The organism is Gracilibacillus boraciitolerans JCM 21714 (assembly GCF_000521485.1).
Classification (GTDB): Bacteria; Bacillota; Bacilli; order Bacillales; family Amphibacillaceae; genus Gracilibacillus; species Gracilibacillus boraciitolerans.
The window spans coordinates 12,506-37,134 of record NZ_BAVS01000022.1 but is presented as its reverse complement, the minus strand read 5'-3'; the positions used below and the strand labels follow the sequence as shown (position 1 = coordinate 37,134).

Sequence of the window (24,629 nt, the reverse complement as noted above, 5' to 3'; positions counted from 1 at the left end):
ATTACCTCCTAGTCATTTTCCAACAGTTCCAAAATTACTTTTAACTGACCAAAGGAATCCATATACGCATAACGACCTCCATCATATTCCCCCCCTTTTTGTACAAGCGGCATATTCTCATTTTCCATGCTTGCTACAATTTGCTTCATTCCATTGACTATAAAGGCAATATGATGAACCCCCCCTTCGCCATGATCTTCTAAAAATTCGCGCCATGTACTCGGATTTTCATCTGGCTCAATCAACTCGATCTGAATATTCTCCATTTTAAAAAACGCAAGCTTCGCCCGTGATTCCACAGGGTTTCCCTTATAATGCGTCTGCGCTTTATCATACTCATCCGTCCATTTAATTGGTGGGACGTCTACTCCGAAGAAATCGGCAAAGGCTTGGGCCGTTTTATCGATATCCTTCACGATAATACCAATTTGTGCTACGAAATCTGTTCCTAAAAATGACTTTTCTCCCATAATAAATCCTCCAATGCTATATTTTTTTATTTTAACTCCATCTTTTAGAAAGAGAGAAAAATACTCCAGCCACCGCCGATCCATAGCCAAGAAAAATAACAACCTTCTTCAATACTCGTTTGGATAAGGAAAGAATGATAATTTCCTATAGATTACAAATTCATTCGCACCATCCATTTTTGCTGATTCAGACAGATCTTTTGGTATATCGAAAAAAAATTGTCGAAACAAAAAAAAGAAAGGGCTTCCAAAAAAGTGTGAAACAATTAGTAGTAAAAGTAAGAAAACGCTCCTTATAAACGGGAACTTTTTGAAAAAATTTGTACCAGCGGTTTCTTTTCATAGGAAAACACCTTATCCTATATCTGTGGATCAGACCTTATAGGAATCTTCATTATTGATTGACCTCTATTTTATCACAACCAGATGATAAAGTGAGACTATTATGATCAGGAGAAGATCACCCCCCCCAATCATTATTAGCGGAACGTATCAATATAATAGCATCTGGTACCCCCACTAACTCAGCTTCTTTGTGTTTTTTGAAGCTAGAACTAGAGTCTTACAAACGGTTAGCACGGTGATATAATCATTCGGTTATACTCATATAGAAATTACTTTTTGTCTGCTGCCTCCTGCAATTTTGCATCAGCTGTTTGTGGATTCTTAGCGCCTTTTGGAACTAAGTACAAATCTGTTCACTCCTGATAAACGTTTGATATTACCTAATAACATGGCAATGTCTTCATGATTTAATGAAATTACACACTCTACTGCGGCTGTACTTTCATTAAAATCATCAAAATTATAGGTTAATAGATTGGGTAAATCGCTATTTTTCTCGTAATAATAATTCATTGAATTTGTGGTATTACCACTTCATTTTGTACATTATTTCTTAAATTGTTATTAATGGTCAGACTGAATAATCTCTCATATTTAAAATATCTATTACTTGCTTAATCTGATTATTTATAGATTTAGATAGAATATAGGATACAATAGTACCTAATACCTAACCAAGAGCCACGTCTAAAATCATCATTACAGTAAAACCGATCATTAAACACATAGATGCAAGATCTTTATTCCCGTTTTCTTGTGAACCCGGGATTACTTCTTCTGTTACAACAAAAATCATCGCTCCAGCTGCAAAGCTTAAAGCAAAAGGTAGTAATGGTTCTATTAACGTTACAGCAAGTACACCTATTACTGCGGCAATTGGCTCCACTATACCTGAAAACTGTCCATACATAAAACTCTTCATCCTTGACATACCTTCTCTACGTAATGGCATAGATACCGCGGTACCTTCCGGAAAGTTTTGGATCCCAATTCCGATAGCTAATGTAACTGCTGCTGCTAATGATGCAGATGGAAAGCCAGCTGCAACAGCTCCAAATGCTACCCCAATAGCAAGACCTTCCGGAATATTATGAAGAGTAATAGCAAGAACTAATAGAGTACTTCTTCTTCTTCTATCAGGACGAATTCCTTCTGCAGAGTCCATTTTTGCAGTTGGATGAACATGAGGTATAACTTTATCGACCGCCCATAGAAATAGTCCACCAAGAATAAATCCTATTGATGCTGGTAACCAAGCAGGCAGCGCATCACTATCCGCCATTTCAATTGCAGGTGAGAGTAAAGACCAAAAGCTTGCTGCAATCATAACACCACCTGCAAAACCTAGCATCCCATCCATTAGTTTTTGATTCATTGTTTTTGTTGTAAAGACCAGTGTGGCCCCCCCAAGTGCAGTCATTCCCCCCCAAGTAAATATAGTTGCTAATAAACCTTGCATAACTGGACTAAGTGTTGAAAAAAAATCTACCATGTTTTCTCCTCCCTAAGTACCCATTAATCAAATTTAATTTTTACGATTATGAGGTTCCTGCTTATTTTAAAACAATTAAAAGTCTTATTTTCTTTCATTTTAATGGTAACATGATCCCTAACTTTGTGCTCCATTTAAAAAGGATAGAACTCAGCATTTTATTAATTTAATCAACGATTTTTGTTGAATCGTTATATATCTGTGCTTCAAGCGTTTCACAAAAAAGTCTATCATGAAGAAAGAAAACAATTAATTTATCTGTTTGAGTTAGAGCTTTCTTATTCTTGTATTCCCGTTTCCTTTTCGCCCCCCCTGATGCAAACAAAGGTAGCCATCCTTCAGCAACTCTTTAAACAATAAGGAATGTCTTTCATTTAACTTCTAATAAAATAAAACTCTACTAGGTACAAATGATTTAAGGAGGAACTAATAAATGAAGATTGGAATTATTGGTGCAACTGGAATCTGGAAAACTGATTACACAAGAAGCTCTTAACAGAGGACACGAGGTTACAGCGATCGTTCGCAGCCCGGAAAAAGTAGACAATAAAGATGTTGATATCGTTAAAAAAGACATATTTGATTTACAACCAGAGGATATTAAAGACTAGTTTATACCCTGACTCTGGACTACTTTTTCAGAATAATTTCATCAACTAACCATTTGATTAAAGTAGCCTTTAAAATATAGATAGGCAGAGAATAAATATAACGCCAATTTTCTAATTTGTAAATTCCTAACCAAACAGTTAGTGGTTCAAAAATAAATGTGAAGCTTAGCGCCATTACCGTGTTAGCTATAATAAACTGTTTCCATCTGGGGGGGAAGTATTGGTATAAAATCATATGAGCTACAATTATGATTCCTTGGTCTATAGGAAGTAATCTGGGCATTATAGGTATCAATTGATACGGGTAAGACCAAAGATTTAATTCCATACCAATATCATCCATCATTATAACAAGTATCATTAATAATGCTCCAAATAGCAGTATTTGAGGTATTCTCTTCCTGTCAACAACCCGCAGCCAGATAATCCAAGGAACAAAGAATACAACTAAAAGAAGCCACCATTGAAAAGTAAATAAGTTTTCTGCAATCCAATATTCTAATCTCATCTGATACAATTCTTGTTTCAAATTACGTATTTCTTCAAATGTTGGATAATTATTAGTCACATAATCCTTCCTTCCAGTTCATCATCACATTGATTACACATTCTATTTCAAATCACTAATCTTCACATCAAAAACTGTCAACAATGAGAGTATAAATATTAACGAAAACAACCATGCTAGCAAAGGCTTTTTATGATGAATAGGTAAAATAATAAAAATGACAACTGTGAAGAAAACAGACCACCAATAATTCCAGCCATTATGATAGGTTATAAAACCAAACTCAAAATTAATATACTCAATAAATAAAAATATTGCTGACCAAAATAAAAACCATACAGTACGTTTCTTCCACCCTTCAGGAAACTTCCCCCCCAAATAGATTAGTACGGTTACCGAGTATGTAACAACCATTTCTAAGATAGTGATGATTGTGTGGTTAGGTAAAAATGTGTCATGAAATAGCCACATTGATTTATTATAAAGAAGAAAATTATATAAAAAATCCCCCCCAATCATAAAAAAAGAATCGTAGGATAATACTTTTTCCAGTTTCTCCAATCTCCCCCCCATACAAATCCTGCTATTATAAATAAACTATTTATTAATATGTACATAACATCAACCCTCTAAGACATAATGGTTTTTCAAAAAGCAGCTAATTATATCGTTACCCAAGGCGTATTTTTAATACCTTTTAAGATAGTAACGAGTCTTTTCAGCAACAATCTCAAGTTATACGCAAAGGAAAGCACAACAAGGGAAATAGATCTGCTCGTTGTGCTTTCTTAGTACATGTGAAAATTCTTTGCGTAAAATGGTTGCCTTATAAAAAGTTGTAACTAGAAAAACGAATCAAGAAAAATGTTCCGAAGAATCAACCATATCTGAAGAGTAGATACTAATAATTACCTTACCATCTACAATCTTAGACTGAATAAGTAATGGTTGATTAAGATTGTTTTTAAATGTAAAATCAGGTCCGTACCAGCTAACCGTTGCATCTCTTCCAGGCGGAACATAGGGAACGCTCTTACTATGAGAAAATCGCTCTATAATTTGTACTCCAGCCTGGTCAACTGCATTAAATAATGTGGAAGACACCTGACAAATTCCTCCACCTATATCTTCCGCTATTTCTCCCTTGACAATTACAGGAGCTTGCAAATACCCTCTCTCTTTCGTCCTTTTCCCAACAACCCTATTAAAAGAAAAAGTCTTTCCAGGAAATACAACATGGTTATTAATGGCTTCTGATGAGAGCAAAATATTATGAGATCTCTCCTTATTATTCGGATTAAAATGGGTAACATATTGACCTATTCGCTGCGTTCGAATATTTGCCAGTAACTCCGTATCTACATTTGGATGGATTTTTAATAGAGGTACTTCCATACTGGCAGATTTATTTTCAAAAAAAGACGTATAAAACCGTTCTTTAAATTTTTGTTGATCTAACTTATAACCAACATGTTCAGGAACAATCACACCATTATTATCAATCCTTGCATTCACTGGTTCCTGATAAACCTTTTTATCAAGTTCCTCCATAAATCGTTTATATTTGTCTTCATCAATGACAAGCTCATCAAGGAAAGGTACCGTAAATTCAGCTCGACTAACACTCGCAATGGATTCCCCCTTTATATGTTACAACTAAGTCACTAGGATGAATGACTGGGTTAAAAAGCAAAAAAAATATCATGAAGCCTGCCGTTTTCATATGTATTTCTCCCTTCTAACTTTAGTATGACTTGTAGATATGATTTCATGTACTAAAATTGTTAAAAGGGACATGGGGGGGACAGGCTCACTCATCTGTTATAATTAGTTATATATTAAAATAACTCTATTTTACTCGGAGGACAATATGACTAGATCACAAAAACAAACAACTGGTTTGGTACATAAAACTCCCTTCTTCTATGGTTGGGTGATTGTTTTTATCGGTGCCTGGGGGGATATTTTTGTCAGGACCAGGTCAAACCTACTCTGTGTCTATTTTTATTGATGTTTATGTGGATGAATTTGGATGGAGTCGTTCGATGATTTCAACTATATATTCTTCTGCTACACTGGCATCGGGTATTTTATTAATTTTTATGGGTAGACTTATTGATCGCGTTGGCCAACGTTGGATGGCTGTAGTTGCAGGGACCATGCTTGCTGTCGCCTGCTTCTTTAACAGTTTCGTCTCACTGCCTTTCATGTTATTGATCGGATTCTTTTTGATACGGTTGTTTGGACAAGGATTAATGGAGCTGATTCCGAATACGATGATTCCGCAGTGGTTTGTAAAAAAAGAGGTCGTGCTTTTGCATTTATGGAATTAGGGGGGATTTATTAGTTCAGCAGCACTTCCTATCATAAACATTTGGCTGATTAATCAATTTGGATGGACAGGTGCGTGGCAAGTCTGGGCGATTGTTCTACTGGTAAGTTTCGTACCACTTGCATGGCTCCTCATCCGCAATCGTCCCGAAACATATGGACTTGTACCCGACGGTTTTTCAACAAGCAAATGGACATCCGCAACTAAAACTAAGTCTCAGCTTCACTCTGATTCCATCACAGACAATGAACCAGTTTGGACGTTACAGCAGGCTCTAAAAACTAAGATGTTTTGGGGGGGTGTACTCTTTTGTATCGCTGTGCCTGCTATGGCCAATACGGGAATGACGTTTCATATTGTTTCTATTTTAGGAGAAGCAGGCATTACACGTGGACCATCCGCTTTCATCTTAAGTATGATGGCTGTAGTAGCTTTCCCTATTAGTTTCCTAGCTGGTTTTCTCTTAGAAAGAGTACCACTTTACAAATTATTTGCCTTTTCATTTTTTATAGAGACAATCGCTGTGGTCATCCTTATCGTCGCCGATTCATTTATGATGGCTGTTCTATTCGGATTAGCACGCGGCATCGCAGAGGGAATTGCAATACTTTGTATGGCGATCATCATCCCACAATACTTTGGTCGTGAAAACATAGGTAGTCTAAAAGGGGGGGCAGGAATGACCTCAATTGTAATCGCTTCATCATTGGGGCCATTACCATTTGGAATTGCCTTTGATACGTTTGGTGGATATACGCAGATTCTCCTTGTCATGGTACTATTTTTCTCAGTAGCTGCCGTTATTGCTTGGTTAAACCGAGGATGAGCGGGACAGAGAGCCTGTCCCCTTATCCCTTTGTAAAAATATTACCAAAATGATTAGTTCTATTAGAAAGCCAATGGATTGCGCTAATGCTCCAATCGATCCGCCACCATTTGGAAAAACAAAAATAAGGATAAACAAAGCAGCCACTGCTGCTACAACATTTCCGGTTTGGGAAAACGACATTACCTTTGTTTTATTTCGAATCATGAGGATTCCATTGGCGAAATCAATCCACGGGAAACAGAGCGTAAAAAGCACAAAAAAGCGTAATGCAAGAATACTGTGATCAAGGAGTTCACCGGAAACACCTATGATATTCTGAAAAATCCATATACCTGCAGGCGAATAGGCTATGACCATTAACATGATGCTAGGAAATAAGCTCATGATAGCAGTAAAGCGAAGCACCGATCGTTGATCTTTCGGATAAAAATTGATCACAATCTGATGAATATAGGACGCCATACTATTTAACAAGTGAACAATAGATAAAGCTACGGCATAAGAGGCAATCGCAATTTCTGCTTTCGTACTCCAACCCAGGACGGCATTGATCGTTGGTGTAACACTAACAGCAATGAGAGATGCTATCATTAAAGGGCTATAAAATCGAAAGATCTGAGATTGTTGCCTAATGTGATGCTTTTCCTTTTTCTGTGGTAAATTCCTTACGATCAATCTACCTTCCAGCACACTGACAAGTGCCTCGACCGCCATACCAGCTAAAAAGATATACGCACCTATATACCATGATTTACCCAGTCATTCTTAAGCAATAACCATGCTAAAAAGGCCATACATATTAATCGTACAACCATCCCGATTGTCAGCCATTTGGTTTTAAAATTGGAGATAATTACACCTTGATACAGACAACGAATACCTGAAAAAATCGTCACGAACATCAGCACACGATAAGCATCTATTGTTGGTTCAAGCATTCGATCACTTACACCAAGCAAACCAGAGAAAAAACCTCTTCCTAGAGGGGAGTATGCAAGAAGTAAACTTAATAAAAAAATTGCTGACAACACATAAAAAGTAGTATTTCTCATTAAACGATAAGAAATCCTGTCACGTACTAATGTCGAACAAGTTTGCCGCAATATGACAGCACAACGCTCCAATAACGCAAAAAGACTCATTGCTACAGAATAACTGGCAATTACAACAGCTGGCTCTGGCGCGCGGGCCAGCGTACTGTTGATAATCACATGAGAGATCGTCACTAAGGTTGCAGACAGACCTAATGGAAGAAAAAAATAAAAAAGAGTCCGAAATGGAACTTGTTGATCAATTGAAATCGCTTTCCTTTCCTTCATTTATAAGCACTTCCTAGAGTATGGTTATAACTAATGATAGATTAATTTTATGAATTTTGCTAATTTATTGCTTTAAAAGAGGAACAGGATCTCTGTCCCGCGTCCCATTCTCATCTTTAAATTGGCGACTTTCTAATCTGAGAATTATGCACCATATATTCTTCCATTTGTTCAGCAACTAATGGCCGACTAAAATAGAACCCTTGTGCGAAGGTACATTGCTCTTCTTTCAGTATCTTTTTTTGCACCTCTTCTTCTACACCTTCCGCAGTGACAGTCAATTCCAATGATTTAGCCATTGAAACAATTGCCCGGATAATGGCTGCATTATCCATATCACCATCCATATCGCTAACGAACGACTTGTCTATTTTTATATTGGTAATAGGTAAATGCTTTAACATTGCCAGGGATGAGTATCCAGTACCAAAATCATCAATGGCAATTTGCACTCCACTTTCACCTAATTCTCTTAAAACATTTATACTGTTTCTCACATTTTTAATAGCCATACTCTCTGTTATTTCAAGACATAAATAGCTTGGAGGTAAGTTTACCTCTTCTAAAATGTCGATAACAGATTGAACAAAATCTTCTTGTTCCAATTGTCTCGGAGAAATATTGACAGATATAGGTACCGGTTTAAATCCTTTATCTATCCATTTTTTATTTTGCAGACATGCTTCTTTCAAGACCCACTTCCCAATAGGAATAATTAATCCTGTTTCTTCTGCTATCGGAATAAACTCAAGGGGAGTAAATGTTCCTTCTTCAGAACACTGCCATCTAATTAACGCTTCAACACCTGTAACTTTATTCGTTTTCATATCCACTATTGGTTGATAGTTCAGGATGAATTCCTGATTATCTATTGCTCTTTGCATGCGGTTCTCTAACAAAAAACGTTTGGTTGTTTGAGAATCCACGTCCGGATTATACATTTCCATTTGACTTTTACCATTTTCTTTTGCTTTATACATAGCCATATCCGCACAACGAGATAATTCATCGAAATCACTACCATCATCTGGATAAATACTGATCCCTATACTTGTTGATGTGAAAACTTCCTGATTTTGCACCAAAAATGATTGCTTGAAATTTCTAATGATTTGTTCAGCCACTCGACGAACTTTCTCCACTTCACTAATATTAGATAATAGAATGATAAATTCATCACCACCTAAACGTGCAATAGTCGCTTGCTTTTGGTCTACTTCGGTGTCCATAGCTTCTTTCACTGACTGAGTTAAGGAAATAGCAACCTTTTGCAGTAATTGATCCCCCCCTGCTAAGTGGCCTAGTGTATCATTGATAACCTTAAATCGGTCTAAATCTATCATTAATATTCCCAGTTTGCAGTTATGGCGAGTCGCTTCTTCTTTATATAGATTCCAACGCTCTCTAGCCATCTGCCGATTAGGTAAACCAGTAAGACTATCATGAAAAGCTAGATGTCTAATTTTTTCTTCCGCTTTTTTCTTATCGTTAATATTTGTAATGGAACCAATAATGCGAATTGCCTTTCCCTTATCATTTCGAATGGCATCCCCCCCTGTTACATAGACCCAGAGTTTTTCTCCTGCTTTCCCATGTAGCCTAAACTCCAATTTTAATGGAATATTCTCATCTTTCAGCATTTGAATATGTTTTTGCACATCGGTAACATCTGCTGAATAAATTAGTTTAAGAAATGATTGAGCATCTACTGGAAGCTTATGCTGAATAGTAGTAAAAATATCTTTACTGCGTACATTCCAATTAATACGATTGGTTTCAGTATCCCAATCCCATATTCCATCATTTGTAGATCGCGCAACGATTTCGAGTTGCTTGGCAATGGATTGCGTTTGCTCAAATAATTCATCTCTCTCTAATGCAGATGCTGATATAGTAAAGCTAACCTGTGTTATATCAGCTGAACTGATTAATACAAATTCATCGACATTGCTGACAATAGCAATAAAACCCCAATCACCTCGTTCATTACGAACAGATTGCACACGAACAAACTCATCTTTCTCCATTTGAGGTAACCAATCAATTGGTGGAAATTGTTCAACAGGAACGCGCAAACCAATTGGAGGTGCCTGGCAATCGTGATCACTAAATGACTGAGCAATCACAACATTTTCTCTTTCTTTATCATTTTTATCCCATAAGGCTAAACAACCCCATTTACTTTTCTCTCCGAACATATTAATTAACTGGAATTTTTCCTCTCTGGCTGACGTTGCCCACTTTTCAACAAAATTATCATATCGCTTGATTAGATTCTCTAAGCTAGCATTTTTCCCAAGTAACAGTTCTTGTCCATTTCCTTTTGATTCAGCTTGCTCTTGAGTAGCACAACCACAAGAGGTACGACAAATAAGATCTGTTTTTATATTGGTTTGATTGGATGATATTCTTTCCCCGTTCATTTTCCGATAAAGTACATCAAAGCTTGTCTTAGCTAGATTTTCAAATGACTGTTTAACAGTAGATAAAGGAGGATCGAATTTTTTGGAAGAAGGTAAATCATCAAACCCTACCACTGCTATATCTTCTGGAATTCGATAACCTGCTTCTTTAAGACCCTCGATCAATCCCATTGCATTTAAATCCGTTGCTGCAAAGATTGCCGTAAAGTCGATGCCTTTTGCTATAATTTGCTGTGCAACATCATACCCACTTTGTTTTAGCGCATCATTAGATCGATAAAATAATGCTTCCTCATACGCGATATTCGACTGAGATAGCGCTCCCAAATAACCTTGAAAACGATCTTTCATATCTAAGTGTTCATGAATGCTGCCAACAAAAGCAATTCGCTGATGTCCATGTTCCTCAATCAAATGAAGTACTGCATCCTTAGCTGATGAAATATTATCAATAATAACCCCCCCATGGGAAGTTATAGAATTTTCCTGATAGCCAACAGAGACAATCGGCTTTCCGGTTTTCTCCATTTTGTCTAGTAATATCTTATCCAGTGGCAATACAGACAGTGGATTAGTCATTAATAACCAACCATCTATGACATCTATGCCTACTGGATAATGAAAAGATATAGGATCTTTCGCACTGGCGCGTGCTTGAATAGTAAATAAACGGGATTGTTTACGTCTTACTTGCTGTTGTAGATTCACAAAAATTCTTCCATAATAATCGCCATCTAAAAAGGCGTGATAAGACCAATCTGTTTGTTTGTATCCATCATTTCACCATCCTATACAATATGAGTACTACATATTTATAAATGTGCTCTCGTTCTCAATCACTAAAAAAAGCACCTTGCTATCTATATAATCACACTACTAATATAAAATTAGGTCTTTTTACACAATTATATCATATCTTTAAAAATCAAGATAATCAAAAAAAAAAATGACGTATAAAATTCCTTCTTAAATGACCACTTGCTTTAGCAGGTGGTCATTTAAGGTATTATCGAAAAAGCTTCTTTTTTTATCTTCCATTTTAACAGCTCATTCTTAAGGAATCTCCTGAGTTCATCTAACATATACTGTACTATTCTGGCCCACCTAACCTTTTGAAATAATTAAAGTGTGAAACGGAGGCTTAAGAACAGTTTGCTCCCTGATATATTGGAAAAGCTGTATCATTCCAAGCCTTTTTAGCAGTCCAATCTTCATCCGGATCACTCCAAAAAGGATGACTCATATCAAGACCTAGTGGCAAGTAAATAAAAGATGCCAAATATAAACTACCTGTGGATATATATGGCTCACCTATCATTGGTTGATGTCCTCTAAAACCAATTGTTAACCACCCATTTTCATCAAACATCGTATCTGATTGAAAAGTACGCTTGATTACAGCCGTTAAACCTTCCCTAACTTGGCCATATGACAAGGACTCTGGTAATTCTGAACGGAGTACTTGATTTGCCAAATGATGAAAAGCACCATAACGATATGCTAGTGACCTTCCAATCGGTGGAAAAGTACCCTCTGGCGAAATTAACCTCTCTTGAAATAATGCATATTGTTTTGCTCTTTCTATTAAACCTTCTTTTCTCTCAAGCCAATCAGGATATACGTCTCCAACTGCCTCGATAAGACTTAAAAGCATTGGTTGAATCACATAACTGTTATAATAATCCGCCTGAAACATTGGTCCGTCTGAATAATGCCCGTCTCCTACGTACCATTGATCAAATTGTTTTAATGCATAATCCACACGCATTGGATCCCAATCTTCCTCACCTAATTCGTATAAACAAGCTTCAATTATTGCAGAAAATATCAACCAGTTTGAAAAATGAGGTTTTCTAGATCGAGTATTTTTTAGCGCGGTAATCACATTATCACGTACAGCAGGTTCTAATTTCTCACATAACTGTTTAGGAGCTCTCAATAACGCTTGAGCGAAAAATGCTGTATCAACGATTGGTTGATCTCCTTCAGAAAAATTCATATAATCTGGAGATGCAACATCCACTGCATGAGCAATACCTTGTCGAATTTTCTTAGCATACGTTTCTTTTATTATGGCTTCTTCGTGATCTTCAGTGTCTTGCTCGAGCCAGGCACTCATTCCATTGATCAATCTAGCAAACGCCTCTAAATGAGAATAATTACTTCGATTTGCACTTCCATGCTCTTCAATGGGCATATTTTGTTTCAATTTACCTTCTGACACTGCATCTAATACTGGATTTGCCATGGTAAGCATAGTGTGAAGCCAATACTTTCTTCTATCCATTTTCTCACCTCTCAAAAAGTCTTATTGCCGTACAAGTCTTTCATTACGATTTTCTAGTCCGATGATTGCCCGATAAGCAAACCACATGGTTATCATACTTGTTACACTCCCTGCAAACAAGAAAAATATCCCAGGTAAAAATACGCTTACAATGAAAAACGCCAAAACATTTACTATAATTAGTATCGTTTGAAGCGGCGACGATAAGGCAATCATAAAGGAAAATAGCATTGATTGGATTAATTTTATATCGTAATGAACATAAACAGGAAAGAAATAAATAAGCACCAGAAGTAGCAGAAAAGAAATGGAAAATAAAAATAGAAGTAGAATGTTACCAAGAATCTCATTCATAATCAAAGTAAATTGCAGATTGATATAAATTAATAAAGATAGCAAAACAAATGGTAAAACTATCAAATTAGCCTTTTTAAATTCCCTTTTATAAACTTCCCAAAAATAAGGAAGAATTGAAAATGACGTATTTCCTCTGATCCATCTTCTTTCAATGGCAAACATCGCAGTTGTGGCTGGAAATATACCAAATACCAATAATCCTAAACTACTAAATAACACCCATAAAATATTTAAGTATGCTAATCTCGTTATCCACACCATTAACCGATATACATAACCTTCCTGATGCATATACATCATCCCTTTTCTGTAAAGTAAAGAGAAAAAGAGAGATAAATATCTCCCTTTTCTCCGATCATTTATCTATTTTCTAACCATTCCACACTTTCTTTTTGTGCTTTCTCAACAGCCTCTTGAGGAGATCTTTCACCAGTTAATGCTGCCTCCACTTCTGATGTTAAGATGAAACGAGGTTGAGATGATGCCCATGGATAACGTGGAGTCCATGGCGTACCCATTGCTTCCACTGTTGGTTTCATAAGATTTTCCACTTCCGCATAACTCTCCCAGGTTTCTACAGCTTTAACTGCCGGAACACCAGTCGCTTCTTCAAATATATACTTTTGCATATCTTCGCCTGTTGCAAATTTCATCCATTCCCATGCAAGTTCTTTATGTTCACTATCTTTTGCCATTGTAATTGGAGAACCAGCAAACATACCGCCTACACCTTCATCATTTTTAAATTCTTGTGCAATGCCGATTCGATCTCCTAATCCTTGAGCATATGCAGGCATGATCGTATCTCCTGGTCCTTGATTTAACATGATTCCTATATTATTATCTTTTGTTAGCCATTTCTCTTGTCCCTGGTTACTAACAAGTCCTTCTGGAGCGAATTCCTGCATTTCCAGTAACCATTCAAGGCCACTTTGCATTTCAGGACTATCGAATTGAAATTCAATTTCATCCCATGCAAACCCAGTTCCCCATTGGCCATTTTGACCTTCTGCAAGGTTAATTAAAGTGAATGCTGAAGACCAATCTCCTCGGAACCAGATACCATAATTCTGCTCGCCAGTTTCTGGATTTTTTCCAGTCATTTGTTTTGCCTTTTCAGCAACTTCTTCCCTTGTCGGATAATCTGATAAATATTCTACACCCCATTCATCAAATAATTGTTTATCATAGGCGATAAAACGGGCATCTCCTAAAAACGGCAATCCATAAACGTCTAGTTCCGTACTGTCAGGTCCTAATGCCATCCAACCTTCCATTTGATTTTCAATAAAAATATCTGTTGAGAATTCATCATCTTTATCAATCCATGGCTGTATAGGTTCAAGAACTCCTTGTGCAGCAAAATCTGCAATACCAGGCATTTGGTAGACATCTGCTTCACCGGAAGTTATCATAGCCTGTGTTTTTTCAGTATAACCCTCCCAAGGCATTATAATAAACTCTACAGTCGCACCAGGATGTTCTGATTCAAATTTAACCTTTAACTCTTGTAAACCTTTTGTTTTTTCACCAGTAATAGGATCTGTTGTATCTTCCATATTAAAATCTCCAATTAATTGAACATTAATCGTTTGTCCTTCCCAATTTTCTCCACCTTCTGAAGCACCTTCACTATCTGATTCACCTTCAGAATTTGTTTCTGTTGAATCAGATTCTGTGTCTCCACCTGCATCATCATTTGAACTGCATGCTGTGATAAAGATAAGTAATAATAAGACTACCATTAACAATAAGGACATTTTAAACTTTTTCAATTTTTTACCCCCCCCTAGTATTTGGTTGAAATTTTTCTTACTTTACCTGATAACCCACTTATTCCCCCCCTTTACCCCCCCGCTTAAAGCGATACTTTGTATAATGTACCTTTGTAAGAAAAGATACAATACTACAATTGGTAATATACTAACAGTGGCTAATGCCATCGTTAATCCACCTAGACTTGTACCATTTTCTAAAGAGAAGCTAGCAAGATACAGTGGCACCGTATGAAGTTCCTGGTTGTTTAAAACTACTAATGGCCACATAAAATCATTCCAACTCCAGATAAACGAAAGGATAACCATTGTTGCAGCGATCGGACCCGCCAGTGGCAAATACACTTTAAAGAAAATTCGAAATTCACTCGCCCCATCTATTTGAGCTGCCTCTCGCAATGTAGTTGGTAATTGATCAAAGAATTGTTTACACAAAAATATAAGTAAACCATTTATAACAGTGGGTAAAATTAAAGGCCAAAATGTATTTAATAGATTAAAAGAGTTAAATAACGTATATAGTGGGATTAACCTTGGTTCCATAGGGATCATCAACGTACATAAAACTAAAATAAATAACAATCTTTTAAATTTAAAATCACCCTTAGAAAATGCATACCCTGCTAATAATGAAGCTCCTACTTGTAAAGAAACAGAGAACACCGTGACAATTCCTGAATTAATATAGGACTGTATTAATCGGCCATTCTCAAAGACAATTCCATAGTTGAATGACGCAACTTCTTCTGGTATTAATCGCGGCGGGAACGGCATCGTTATATTGGCTGTCCGATCAAACCCTACGCTTACCATCCAAATAAAAGGCATCATAAGCAATATTCCGAAAACCAGCAATAGAACGAATTTAATAATTTCCGTCATTTTATCGATTGAATTTTGATTCATTTTTTCACCCTTTTCTATTAGATATTCATTTTTGATACTTTCAAATTTATAAAGGTAAAAATCAAAATGATAATAAACATGATATAGGTTGCTGCTGATGCGATACCAAATTCAAATCCTGTAAACCCACGTTCATATATAAACGCACCCATGGTTTGTATCGAACGTGCCGGACTACCATTTGGCCCGCCTAGGACGTAAATTTCATTAAATCTCTGCAAGCCGCCTATCCAGCCAGTAATTAATAAAAATGCAAATGTACCGGACATATTCGGAATAGTGATAAACAACCATTGTTGAACTTTACTTGCTCCATCGATTCTTGCTGCTTCATACATTTCTGGAGATATAGCCTGTAAGTTTGCTAAACAAATGATAATAACAAACCCTATCCAGTGCCACATTGCCAAAAGTGTCACACCCCATTTGGATGTCGATGGATCTGAAAACCATGTGGAAGTTGGTAATCCTAGTGCTTCTAACGCATAGTTCACAACCCCCATTTCAGGGTGAAGTACAAATTGAAAAATCATTGCCGCTGCTACTATGGATGTGACATTCGGCAAGAAGTAAATAACTTTAAAAAAGTTTTGCCCCCCCGTCTAACGGAGTTAATCATAGAGGCAAATATAAATCCTAATGGGATTGTTAAAGCAATTTGGAAAAAAGCGATAAAAAAGGTATTCCACACTGAATTCCAAAAAGTTTTAGATGTTAAAACAAGCTGGAAGTTACTAAATCCAATAAAATTTTCAATCGTCCCATTTGATTGATAAAAGCTTAATCGAAAAGACTCTACGATTGGATACACCATAAATAATAATATCCCTATAAAACTTGGTAATAAAAATACATACCACGTAAGTGCTGCTTTCTTTTTCTTCTTATCGATTGTCATTACACCTTGATTAGGTATTAAAATTGAATCCGCTTTCATTTCTGCTTTGTCTTTAGCCAAAACTTTCCCTCCCTCTTCTAAAATTGCTTATATTACAGTTTATAGAATGAACTGTTTAGTGTTTATCATTTACTTTTAAACCAAGCTTATCATGGTTAATTCCTTAATTCTTGATATTTCTTGCACTTCTAACTATAGTTGTTGTATGAAATTGCTCACTTTAATGAACAACGTGTGGAATAGATCTTTCTCTCATTTCATTTCGATAAGCTGAAGGAGAAATGCGATAAAACTCTCTAAACTTTCTACTAAAATGGGAAGAGCTTTCGAATCCAGAATCTAAAGCTATTTCCAATATGGATTTCGTTGACTGCATTTCTAATAGATATTTAGCACGGACTAATCGACGTTGCATCAAATACTGCATGACCGTAAATCCCGTAACATCCTTGAAAATTCGAGCCATATAATATTTACTAATATGAAGCGAATTAGCTACATCATCTAACGTGACTTCTTCTTGAAAATGTTGGTCAATCCATGAAATAACATGATTCACGTGTAACGTTTTTTTATTATTAGACAACATAATATTATTTAATTTCCCTTTACTTAAATCATATATGATAAATAATAATTCAATTAACAATGTCGTAATTTCAGCATCTAACAGTCTTTTTTGCACTTCCGATTTCTTTAAATCTATCTGTTGAATTTGCTTGAGCTGCAGCCTGTTTACTAATTGCAAGATATTTTCATGTACTTGTTTATCTACTTTTCGCAATAGATAATTTGATAGTTTATCGAAAGGTGTTAATAGTTCAGGGACATTTAATTTATCCAGAATTGGACGAATCCAATCTGCCGAAAACTCAATCACACTTCTTTCATAACAAGTATTTATTTCAGGCGCGGGACCATGCAGACTGGAACCATTCATAATAATAATGTCATGGGACTGTAAATCAATCATGTCCTCATTGATAATATATTTACAATCTCCTTTATGGTAGAAATAAATTTCATAATAATCATGAGAATGCACAAAGAAATCTTCTTTGTTGGTAACCAAATCAATATTTCGATAAACTATATTGAATTTTTCTAATGATTCATTCACTAATTTCACCATCCATTCCCCCCCCTTGTTTTTCAAATCGTTAGTGATCGTGAAAAACTGTATCCAAAAAGGCCTTTGCATCTTTTAATTCTTGTTCAACATGATTCCATTCACACTCAATTGAAATTCTGTTATTATATCCAGCTTCGGCTAAATATTGTTTAAACTCACGATAGGGATATGTTCCTCTCCCTGGTGCCATGCGACCGCTATCTGCTACGTGCACATGCTTTAAACAATCTTTTGCTGTTATTAAATGAGAAAGCGGTTCCTTCTCTTCCTCCATATGATATAGATCAGCTAATACTTGTATAGAAGGATGGGAAATCTTCTTCGCTAATTCAATAGCTTCTGGTACACTATTGATAATATTACTTTCCTTTTTATTCAGGGGTTCGATTACTAGGGTAATATGCAAAGGTTCAATAACTTGCGCTACCATTGTTAAAAATACGATAATTTGAGCTTCTGCTTCTATTTTAGAAAAACCTTCCGGAAAACTTCGTGCTTTACCACTTCCAAATACTACAGTATCTGCTCCTATCATCTTCACCCTATGCATTGCTGTGTCTATATATGAACGTATACGAGCTGTCTCTACATTTGGCCCTGTTACCGGCAAATCACCTGGAAGGAGTATATTACATGTTTCGATCGGTAGTGGGCATTTTTTGTACTTTTCCCAAATAGCATCGAATTGTTGATCATCTTCAGGCATTAATGAAGTAACCGTACATTCTAAAAAATTATATCCTGCTTCTTTTATGATCTGGGCATCTTCAATAGTTCCACATACTCCTACTATAATCGTCTTCATCCCCCCCTTAGATGGATCATATATTTTCGGTCCATTTTTGTAACCAATTAAAATTATGAATGAGTGTATTCTTGGTGTCATCTACTTGACTAAAATCCTCTATTCCAATATATCCATCATAACCCACAGTTGATAGATCCTTGATAACCTGATCCCAATTAACAATACCTTTTTCAATGGATTCCCAATTAACATGCCAATTTACTTCGTCACTCTTAGTGCTGTCGTCTATTACCCAAGCGGCATTTTTCATATGAACATGTGCTACATAATCTCCTAACAGTTGTAGGCCTAATAGATGATTTTCATAGCCCTCATGCACCATATTACCTGGATCGTAAAGTACACCAACATGTTGTGGATCTAATCCATCTAATAAACGAATAGCAGCAGATGCACTGGCCACAATCGTGTTGTGATGTGTTTCTATTAATCCTTTTACACCATACTGTTTGCAAAGCTTTTCTGCTTGTTTCAAATATTCTTTCGCATTTTTAAATAGTTGATTGAAGTCCTCATTTCGGTCATACTTTGGAACTCCTAACCGGATAAAGGAAGCATTGAATTTTTGCGCGACTGCTAATACTTTCTCTGTATCCTTGATATTGTCTTGTAAATAGGGCGTTATACTCAATGTTTTAATTCCATATTGTTCTGACATTTTTTTAATTTCCTCAATTTCCTGATCTGAAATATCAGGATCTATCGTACAATAATTATTTCTCCAAAAACTAGTCGGCTCTTGTCTAACTTCTTCAGGCGTTTCTTTAAATCGCCATTCCACAGCATGATATCCAACTTCTTTTAACATGGGAATTAACTCTTCTGGCGTCTTATCATGTGCCATTACAGAAAAAACAGAATACTTCATTTTAACCACCCTTTTTGTAAACGTTTTCTTATTTGCTTATGGAAATATTAACAGTTTTTATAGCAATAAATCTTTATTATCCTTGCTTATTATTTGACTGAAATTGCTCTCGAATAATACTAAAATTAAAGTCTGAGGATGAAAAAGCCTATGTTCAAAAGTTTCCTTTACCTTTTGTATTGCTTCAAGTGAGGATTGCCATATTGGAGAATAGAAAATAAGTAATAAAAGAAAGAAGTCTGTAATTCTATGCAGTGATGCTTTCTTTCCTCACCACAAAAAAGAACTTTCTTTAGAAAGTCCTTTGTTAATTTCATTATCTTAGCACGAAGAAGTGAATACTCGACTTACCACGTACCACGCTTATTAATTTAATTATATTCTTTTCTTTTCTTTTCTATCGTTCTGAATAAGCCCAACACAAGATACTCGTCATCTTGTCAAAAAGACCACTCTATCCAAAGTTCTTCTCAAAATCGCTAACAGCTTGAGGCCTATTAAAGAAGTACCCTTGACCGTAGTCACAGTGATTGTGTTTTAAAAAATCTAATTGTCCCTCATGCTCTATTCCTTCTGCAACTACTTTGAAGTTCATGTTTTGACTCATGTCAATGATGTTCTGTACAATTGTTTCATCATTTTCAGCGCGAAGGTCATCTATAAATATTTTGTCTATCTTAATATTATTTATAGGTAAGTGCTTCAAAATACTGAGGGATGAATATCCTGTACCAAAATCATCTAGGGATATTTTTATACCCACTTTTTGTAATTCTCCTAATACGGCAATAGAGGTTTCCATATTCTGCATGACGCTTTCCGTGATTTCAAATTCCAATAAATTTGGTTGAATATTCGTTCCCTCTAAAATGGTCTTCACTTTTTCCACGAACCTCTCGTCTTCAAATTGAACAACTGATATATTAATAGCTACTCGAAAATCATGCATATCATATTGCTTCTCCCACAGTTTAATCTGCTCACAGACCGATTGAATCACCCAGTATCCTATGGGGGGGATGATTAGTCCTGTTTCTTCAGCTAATGAGATGAAACTTGCTGGGGACTGTAAACCTAACTCTGGATGATTCCATCTTATTAATGCTTCTCCACCCCCCCTCATTTTGTTTGAATTCAAATCGATAATAGGTTGATAGAATAAGATAAATTCCTTTCGATCTAATGCTTTATTTAAATTCGTTTCCATCAATAGTCTTTGCTCCGCTTGTTCACTCATGAAGGAAGAATAAAACTCATACGCATTTCTACCTTTCCCTTTTGCTTCATACATTGCACTATCCGCATTTTTGATGAGAGATTCCTCATCCTCTCCATCACTTGGATAGACACTAATACCGATACTTGTAGTAATATACAACTCCTGATTTTCAAGCTTAATTGGCTCTTTAAAAGCATTGTTAATTCGTTCTGCTATTAGTACTGCATCCTCTTTTTGACGAATTCTTGGAAGAATAAGCACAAACTCATCTCCCCCCATTCTTGCAAACAAATCAATTTCACGTATGGAGGTTTTAATACGGGTCGCAACTTCCAGCAGCAACTGGTCTCCAAATGTATGACCTAAGCTGTCATTTATGTGTTTAAACTGATCCAAATCAAAGAACATGACAACAAATTCTCGATTATCCTGTTTGGCCTCTTTTAACACTTCTTGAAGCTGCTGATATAGGTATATTCGATTAGGGAGCTTTGTTAGTTGATCATAATAGGCTAAGTGTTCGACCTGCGCTTCCATCCTTTTTCGTTCTGCTTTTTCAATTGCCATAGCAACAAGATCTGCAATCGATGACGCGAAGCTTTGTTCATCATACGTCCATTGCCTAGACATCCCAACGTGTTCAAAGCTGACTACTCCTATCACTCTACCATCTATTCGATTGGTGCGTCAATATAGGAACTGATAGACGGTTCAAGAAACGGTTTATACATGCTATTGTTCATAATATCATTATATACATCGTGAACGGTAATAAGGGAATCCTTTTCAATGGATACCATATAATGCGGATTATCCTCTAAATCAATGTGATTTACTATCTGGTGAAGGTTTTTACTCCATTCAAAACGATCTTTACATTCTAGGAGATACGGATCTTGCTGATACAACCATATAGTTACACGTTCCACTCCAAGTGAATTCGAGGCTGATTCAGCAATTATCTTGTATGCTTCATCTAGCTTGCCATTATTAATATCTTTATTTTTAATCAGTTGCAACAGCTCCGACTTTTGTTTTCGTATACGTAGCTGCGAGTCAAAATTCTCCGCCTGCTTTCGTTCAGTTACATCCTTCACTGATACTTGTAAGGTATTCTGATTGATCAAGGATTCATATGGTGTTATCAATACCTCTACATCATGCACGCGATGGTCTAATCCGATGATCTTCCCTTCAATAATAGTGGATTCGCTTTTTCTTTCGTTGCTTTGATGAATTAAAGCTTTAAAAATATCCCGAAAATCCGGATGAGCAAAATGCAGGAGGTCTACTCCTACTAAATCAATCAAGCTAGCTCCACCCAAAAGCTTGATGCCTTTATCGTTTGCAAAAACAATTTGTTCATCCGTATAAATATAAATAGCTTCTTGTGTGGATTCGATGATTTCCTGATATCTTTGCTTACTCTCTTTGATCATTTGATCATTTCTAATTCGATCAATTTCAGCCCGGATGCGATAGGTAAGAGAAAACATGATCTCTAAAGCAAGCTCCGTGTTTATCATGGATTGCTGATTAATAATAGCTACAACTCCAAACAATTCGTTCTGAGTATTTAACATTGGTATTGCTAAATAGCTTTTCAGATCTATTTCTTGAGAGCCAATAGCTATTTCTTGTAAATCATTTATATGGACAGGACGCTTTGTCTCCTCCAGCCTTTGTAAAATTTCTAGGGGGGGCACATATTCGCAGATATTCTTTTTTTGTTTATCACGATTGTAGCTAGCCAAAGTATCTAAGTCTTTTCCCGCCACTTTTCCAACAATGGCAGCATCAACTTCTAATGACTGGACTAAAAATTTCACAACTGCCTGCAAGAAGGATTCGCTCATTTTATCGGAAATTTCTCTAAAAAAGTTTCTGAATATATGTAATTCATCTATTTTTTTAAGAAAGATTAGTGTGTGTTGCTTATCATTGATGGTACATGATAGCATTTTGGTTTGCAGATTCATCTTTGTGTTGTTCAGCTTCATTCCAAGATTTGCTTTCTTATTTCTAGTATAATTTGGAAATATCAAATAAATCGTTTGATTAATTAATTCGATTGGATTCTCATAACCAAATAGTTGTCCAGCTACAACATTTACATAAACTATTCTTTCCTCATCATTAATAAGGACTACCCCCCCGTCTGAAAAATCGTTAAAAATCCGTTCATTAAATACCACATTATTTTGACCAATAAGGTTCCCACTCATAAAATAATCACCTCGATAGAATATAAATACATACAAAGCTGTAATACTTTTATTAGTATTATTATACTATATATAAAACCACAATTTGTAAAAAAATGCAATAATTCGTTTTATTTTGTCGATTATTATACTGGATAATGTAAGACTATGCCTTAACGAAGTTTTTCAGGCACAATTATAGAAAGGGATACAAACCTGAGTTGGTTCATATCCCTTTTATATGTTTAATAGCGACTTACTATATATTTGCCATCGTACTATCCGCATTCACATAAAAAAATATTTCATAATCGATTACATCCATTTTCCAATCGTTGTAAGCTAAATCAAAGGAGGCAAAGTGCCTGTCCCCTTGTCCCTTTTATAAGGCTTTAACTTTTCTTGACTTAACCAAAATATATTCAAGTTCTTCTAAGGATCTGCCTTTTGTTTCAGGGACAAATTTCCATATGAAGATCGCGGACAGTATACTCATAACACCATAGAATGTATAGGTTACTCCACCGCTAAATTCCATCATAGCTGGATACGTGGAAGAGATGAAATAGTTTGCTGACCATTGTGCAGCTACAGCAATTGCAACAGCTTGTCCTCTAATTTTATTAGGAAAGATTTCAGCAATAAGAACCCAAACGACTGGTCCCCAAGACATCATGAATGATGCTGTATAAATAATAATAAAGATTAACGTACCAATACCAATTATGTTTGAGTAAGCCAATCCAGCTACGCCAAACATACCTATAGTCATACCAATCGAACCAATAATCAATAACGGCTTACGTCCAAATTTATCAACTGTAAAAATCGCAATAAGTGTAAATATTACATTCACTAAGCCCATAATAATAGTCTGGAACATGGAAGCATCTTTTGCGGTACCCATGCTTTCAAAAATCCGTGGTGCATAGTAGAGTGCCACATTGATCCCAACAAATTGTTGGAAGACAGATAATAAAATACCTATGACAATAATTTTTTACCAAAGGAAAAAAGTGTTGCATTTGACTTATTCTTATCAAATGATTCTTTAATTTCAAACATAGTTGCCTTCGCCATTGTAGTTTCATAAATCTTTGATAGAATAGACATTGCTTTCTCATCCTGTTTTTTCAAAACAAGATAACGTGGCGTCTCCGGCACGGTAAATAATAGACCTAGAAATAATAGTGCAGGTATTGCTTCTGAAAGGAACATGTAGCGCCAACCAATATCATTTAGCCACTCCAACGAGTGTCCACTCGCAATACCCCCCCAGTTCACAAAATAAACAACTAACATCCCAAAAATAACTGCAAATTGATTTAATGAAACTAATCTACCTCTAATGTGTGCGGGTGCCATCTCACCAATATACATAGGTACAACAGCTGATGCAAGTCCAACACCAATACCCCCCAACAATTCGATATATATTAAAAGTAATAAGTAGCGCAATAGTTGGGTCGCCTTTTGTAAAGAATAAAAATTCCGGATAAGCTGATCCAAGGGCAGAAATCAAAAATAATACCGCGGCTAATACTAGCGAATATTTCCGACCAAATTTTGATGAAAAGAAACCGGATGCAAATCCACCAATAATACAACCAATCAAAGCACTAGATACAGTAAGACCGTGAACAAGCGAACTTAGTCCTAGACTTTCTGTAAAATATGTTTGAAGCGAACCCTCCGCTCCAGAGATAACAGCTGTATCATAACCAAATAACAGCCCTCCAAGTGTTGCTACCAATGTGACTAAAATAATGTAAAAAAAACTATTTTTCTTCATTTTATGTTAGAAAGAGATAGATTTCTCTTTCTTTCCTCCCCTCTCTAGTTGAAA

General features: G+C 36.0%; 22 protein-coding genes and 2 pseudogenes. 3 read left to right on the top strand and 21 right to left on the bottom strand.

Going from position 1 to position 24,629, the window contains the following annotated elements; genetic code table 11:
* Positions 1 to 8: 8 nt before the first annotated feature.
* From JCM21714_RS12780 to JCM21714_RS12775, 3 genes are all read right to left on the bottom strand, one after another.
* A complete protein-coding gene (locus tag JCM21714_RS12780; protein ID WP_035724853.1) occupies positions 9 to 470 on the bottom strand; it encodes a VOC family protein in 462 nt (153 codons plus the stop codon).
* Between the two features lie 666 nt (positions 471 to 1,136).
* A complete protein-coding gene (locus JCM21714_RS21740) occupies positions 1,137 to 1,328 on the bottom strand; it encodes a hypothetical protein (RefSeq protein WP_235182836.1) in 192 nt (63 codons plus the stop codon).
* A gap of 157 nt (positions 1,329 to 1,485) precedes the next feature.
* Positions 1,486 to 2,307 carry a ZIP family metal transporter gene (locus JCM21714_RS12775; RefSeq protein ID WP_035724851.1) on the bottom strand — a complete coding sequence of 274 codons (822 nt, stop codon included), beginning with the start codon at positions 2,305 to 2,307 and terminating at the stop codon, positions 1,486 to 1,488.
* 183 nt (positions 2,308 to 2,490) lie between these two features.
* On the opposite strand from JCM21714_RS12775, the gene JCM21714_RS21735 reads away from it, so the two are divergent.
* Positions 2,491 to 2,667, top strand: coding sequence for a hypothetical protein (locus JCM21714_RS21735; protein ID WP_235182835.1), 177 nt, complete (start codon positions 2,491 to 2,493; stop codon positions 2,665 to 2,667).
* 92 nt (positions 2,668 to 2,759) lie between these two features.
* Positions 2,760 to 2,918, top strand: coding sequence for an NAD(P)H-binding protein (locus JCM21714_RS19385; RefSeq protein WP_235182834.1), 159 nt, complete (start codon positions 2,760 to 2,762; stop codon positions 2,916 to 2,918).
* Between the two features lie 19 nt (positions 2,919 to 2,937).
* On the opposite strand, the gene JCM21714_RS12770 is transcribed toward JCM21714_RS19385, so the two are convergent.
* From JCM21714_RS12770 to JCM21714_RS12760, 3 genes are all read right to left on the bottom strand, one after another.
* Positions 2,938 to 3,486: a CBO0543 family protein gene (locus JCM21714_RS12770; protein ID WP_035724883.1), complete on the bottom strand. Its 549-nt coding sequence runs from the start codon at positions 3,484 to 3,486 to the stop codon at positions 2,938 to 2,940.
* Positions 3,487 to 3,528: 42 nt separating this feature from the next.
* Positions 3,529 to 3,999, bottom strand: coding sequence for a CBO0543 family protein (locus tag JCM21714_RS12765; protein ID WP_052000620.1), 471 nt, complete (start codon positions 3,997 to 3,999; stop codon positions 3,529 to 3,531).
* Positions 4,000 to 4,281: 282 nt separating this feature from the next.
* A complete protein-coding gene (locus JCM21714_RS12760) occupies positions 4,282 to 4,977 on the bottom strand; it encodes a VanW family protein (RefSeq protein WP_052000618.1) in 696 nt (231 codons plus the stop codon).
* A 398-nt stretch (positions 4,978 to 5,375) separates the two neighbouring features.
* On the opposite strand from JCM21714_RS12760, the pseudogene JCM21714_RS24290 reads away from it, so the two are divergent.
* Positions 5,376 to 6,584, top strand: a pseudogene (locus JCM21714_RS24290) (MFS transporter).
* Here the strand turns inward: JCM21714_RS24290 and JCM21714_RS21730 are convergent.
* The 15 genes and pseudogenes from JCM21714_RS21730 to xylE form a co-directional block, all read right to left on the bottom strand.
* The gene (locus JCM21714_RS21730; RefSeq protein ID WP_052000611.1) at positions 6,570 to 7,301 is read right to left on the bottom strand and encodes a hypothetical protein; all 732 of its coding nucleotides are present in this window, start codon (positions 7,299 to 7,301) and stop codon (positions 6,570 to 6,572) included. The pseudogene JCM21714_RS24290 and the gene JCM21714_RS21730 sit on opposite strands and share 15 nt — an antisense overlap.
* Before the next feature lie 23 nt (positions 7,302 to 7,324).
* A complete protein-coding gene (locus JCM21714_RS21725) occupies positions 7,325 to 7,906 on the bottom strand; it encodes a hypothetical protein (protein ID WP_052000610.1) in 582 nt (193 codons plus the stop codon).
* A gap of 116 nt (positions 7,907 to 8,022) precedes the next feature.
* On the bottom strand, positions 8,023 to 11,037 hold the full coding sequence (locus tag JCM21714_RS18490) for an EAL domain-containing protein (RefSeq protein ID WP_052000608.1): 3,015 nt from the start codon (positions 11,035 to 11,037) through the stop codon (positions 8,023 to 8,025).
* A gap of 433 nt (positions 11,038 to 11,470) precedes the next feature.
* Positions 11,471 to 12,616 carry a DUF2264 domain-containing protein gene (locus JCM21714_RS12740; protein WP_035724850.1) on the bottom strand — a complete coding sequence of 382 codons (1,146 nt, stop codon included), beginning with the start codon at positions 12,614 to 12,616 and terminating at the stop codon, positions 11,471 to 11,473.
* A 21-nt stretch (positions 12,617 to 12,637) separates the two neighbouring features.
* Positions 12,638 to 13,264, bottom strand: a complete 627-nt coding sequence (locus JCM21714_RS12735) for a YesL family protein (protein WP_035724848.1) — start codon at positions 13,262 to 13,264, stop codon at positions 12,638 to 12,640.
* Between the two features lie 68 nt (positions 13,265 to 13,332).
* Positions 13,333 to 14,748 carry an extracellular solute-binding protein gene (locus JCM21714_RS12730; RefSeq protein ID WP_035724846.1) on the bottom strand — a complete coding sequence of 472 codons (1,416 nt, stop codon included), beginning with the start codon at positions 14,746 to 14,748 and terminating at the stop codon, positions 13,333 to 13,335.
* 42 nt (positions 14,749 to 14,790) lie between these two features.
* Entirely contained in the window at positions 14,791 to 15,654 is an 864-nt protein-coding gene (locus JCM21714_RS12725) for a carbohydrate ABC transporter permease (protein ID WP_052000606.1), read from the bottom strand.
* A 17-nt stretch (positions 15,655 to 15,671) separates the two neighbouring features.
* Positions 15,672 to 16,187: a carbohydrate ABC transporter permease gene (locus JCM21714_RS21720; RefSeq protein WP_235182833.1), complete on the bottom strand. Its 516-nt coding sequence runs from the start codon at positions 16,185 to 16,187 to the stop codon at positions 15,672 to 15,674.
* 11 nt (positions 16,188 to 16,198) lie between these two features.
* Positions 16,199 to 16,612 carry a carbohydrate ABC transporter permease gene (locus JCM21714_RS21715; RefSeq protein ID WP_235182832.1) on the bottom strand — a complete coding sequence of 138 codons (414 nt, stop codon included), beginning with the start codon at positions 16,610 to 16,612 and terminating at the stop codon, positions 16,199 to 16,201.
* 160 nt (positions 16,613 to 16,772) lie between these two features.
* A complete protein-coding gene (locus JCM21714_RS12715) occupies positions 16,773 to 17,684 on the bottom strand; it encodes an AraC family transcriptional regulator (RefSeq protein ID WP_235182831.1) in 912 nt (303 codons plus the stop codon).
* Between the two features lie 28 nt (positions 17,685 to 17,712).
* Positions 17,713 to 18,489 carry a sugar phosphate isomerase/epimerase family protein gene (locus JCM21714_RS12710; protein ID WP_148295039.1) on the bottom strand — a complete coding sequence of 259 codons (777 nt, stop codon included), beginning with the start codon at positions 18,487 to 18,489 and terminating at the stop codon, positions 17,713 to 17,715.
* A 16-nt stretch (positions 18,490 to 18,505) separates the two neighbouring features.
* Complete coding sequence (locus JCM21714_RS12705) at positions 18,506 to 19,360, bottom strand: sugar phosphate isomerase/epimerase family protein (protein ID WP_035724845.1); 855 nt, start codon at positions 19,358 to 19,360, stop codon at positions 18,506 to 18,508.
* Positions 19,361 to 19,814: 454 nt separating this feature from the next.
* Positions 19,815 to 21,209: a putative bifunctional diguanylate cyclase/phosphodiesterase gene (locus JCM21714_RS12700; protein ID WP_052000605.1), complete on the bottom strand. Its 1,395-nt coding sequence runs from the start codon at positions 21,207 to 21,209 to the stop codon at positions 19,815 to 19,817.
* 41 nt (positions 21,210 to 21,250) lie between these two features.
* Entirely contained in the window at positions 21,251 to 22,804 is a 1,554-nt protein-coding gene (locus tag JCM21714_RS12695) for a PAS domain S-box protein (RefSeq protein ID WP_035724842.1), read from the bottom strand.
* Positions 22,805 to 23,165: 361 nt separating this feature from the next.
* Positions 23,166 to 24,575, bottom strand: a pseudogene (gene xylE / locus JCM21714_RS12690) (D-xylose transporter XylE).
* Between the last annotated feature and the right edge of the window lie 54 nt (positions 24,576 to 24,629).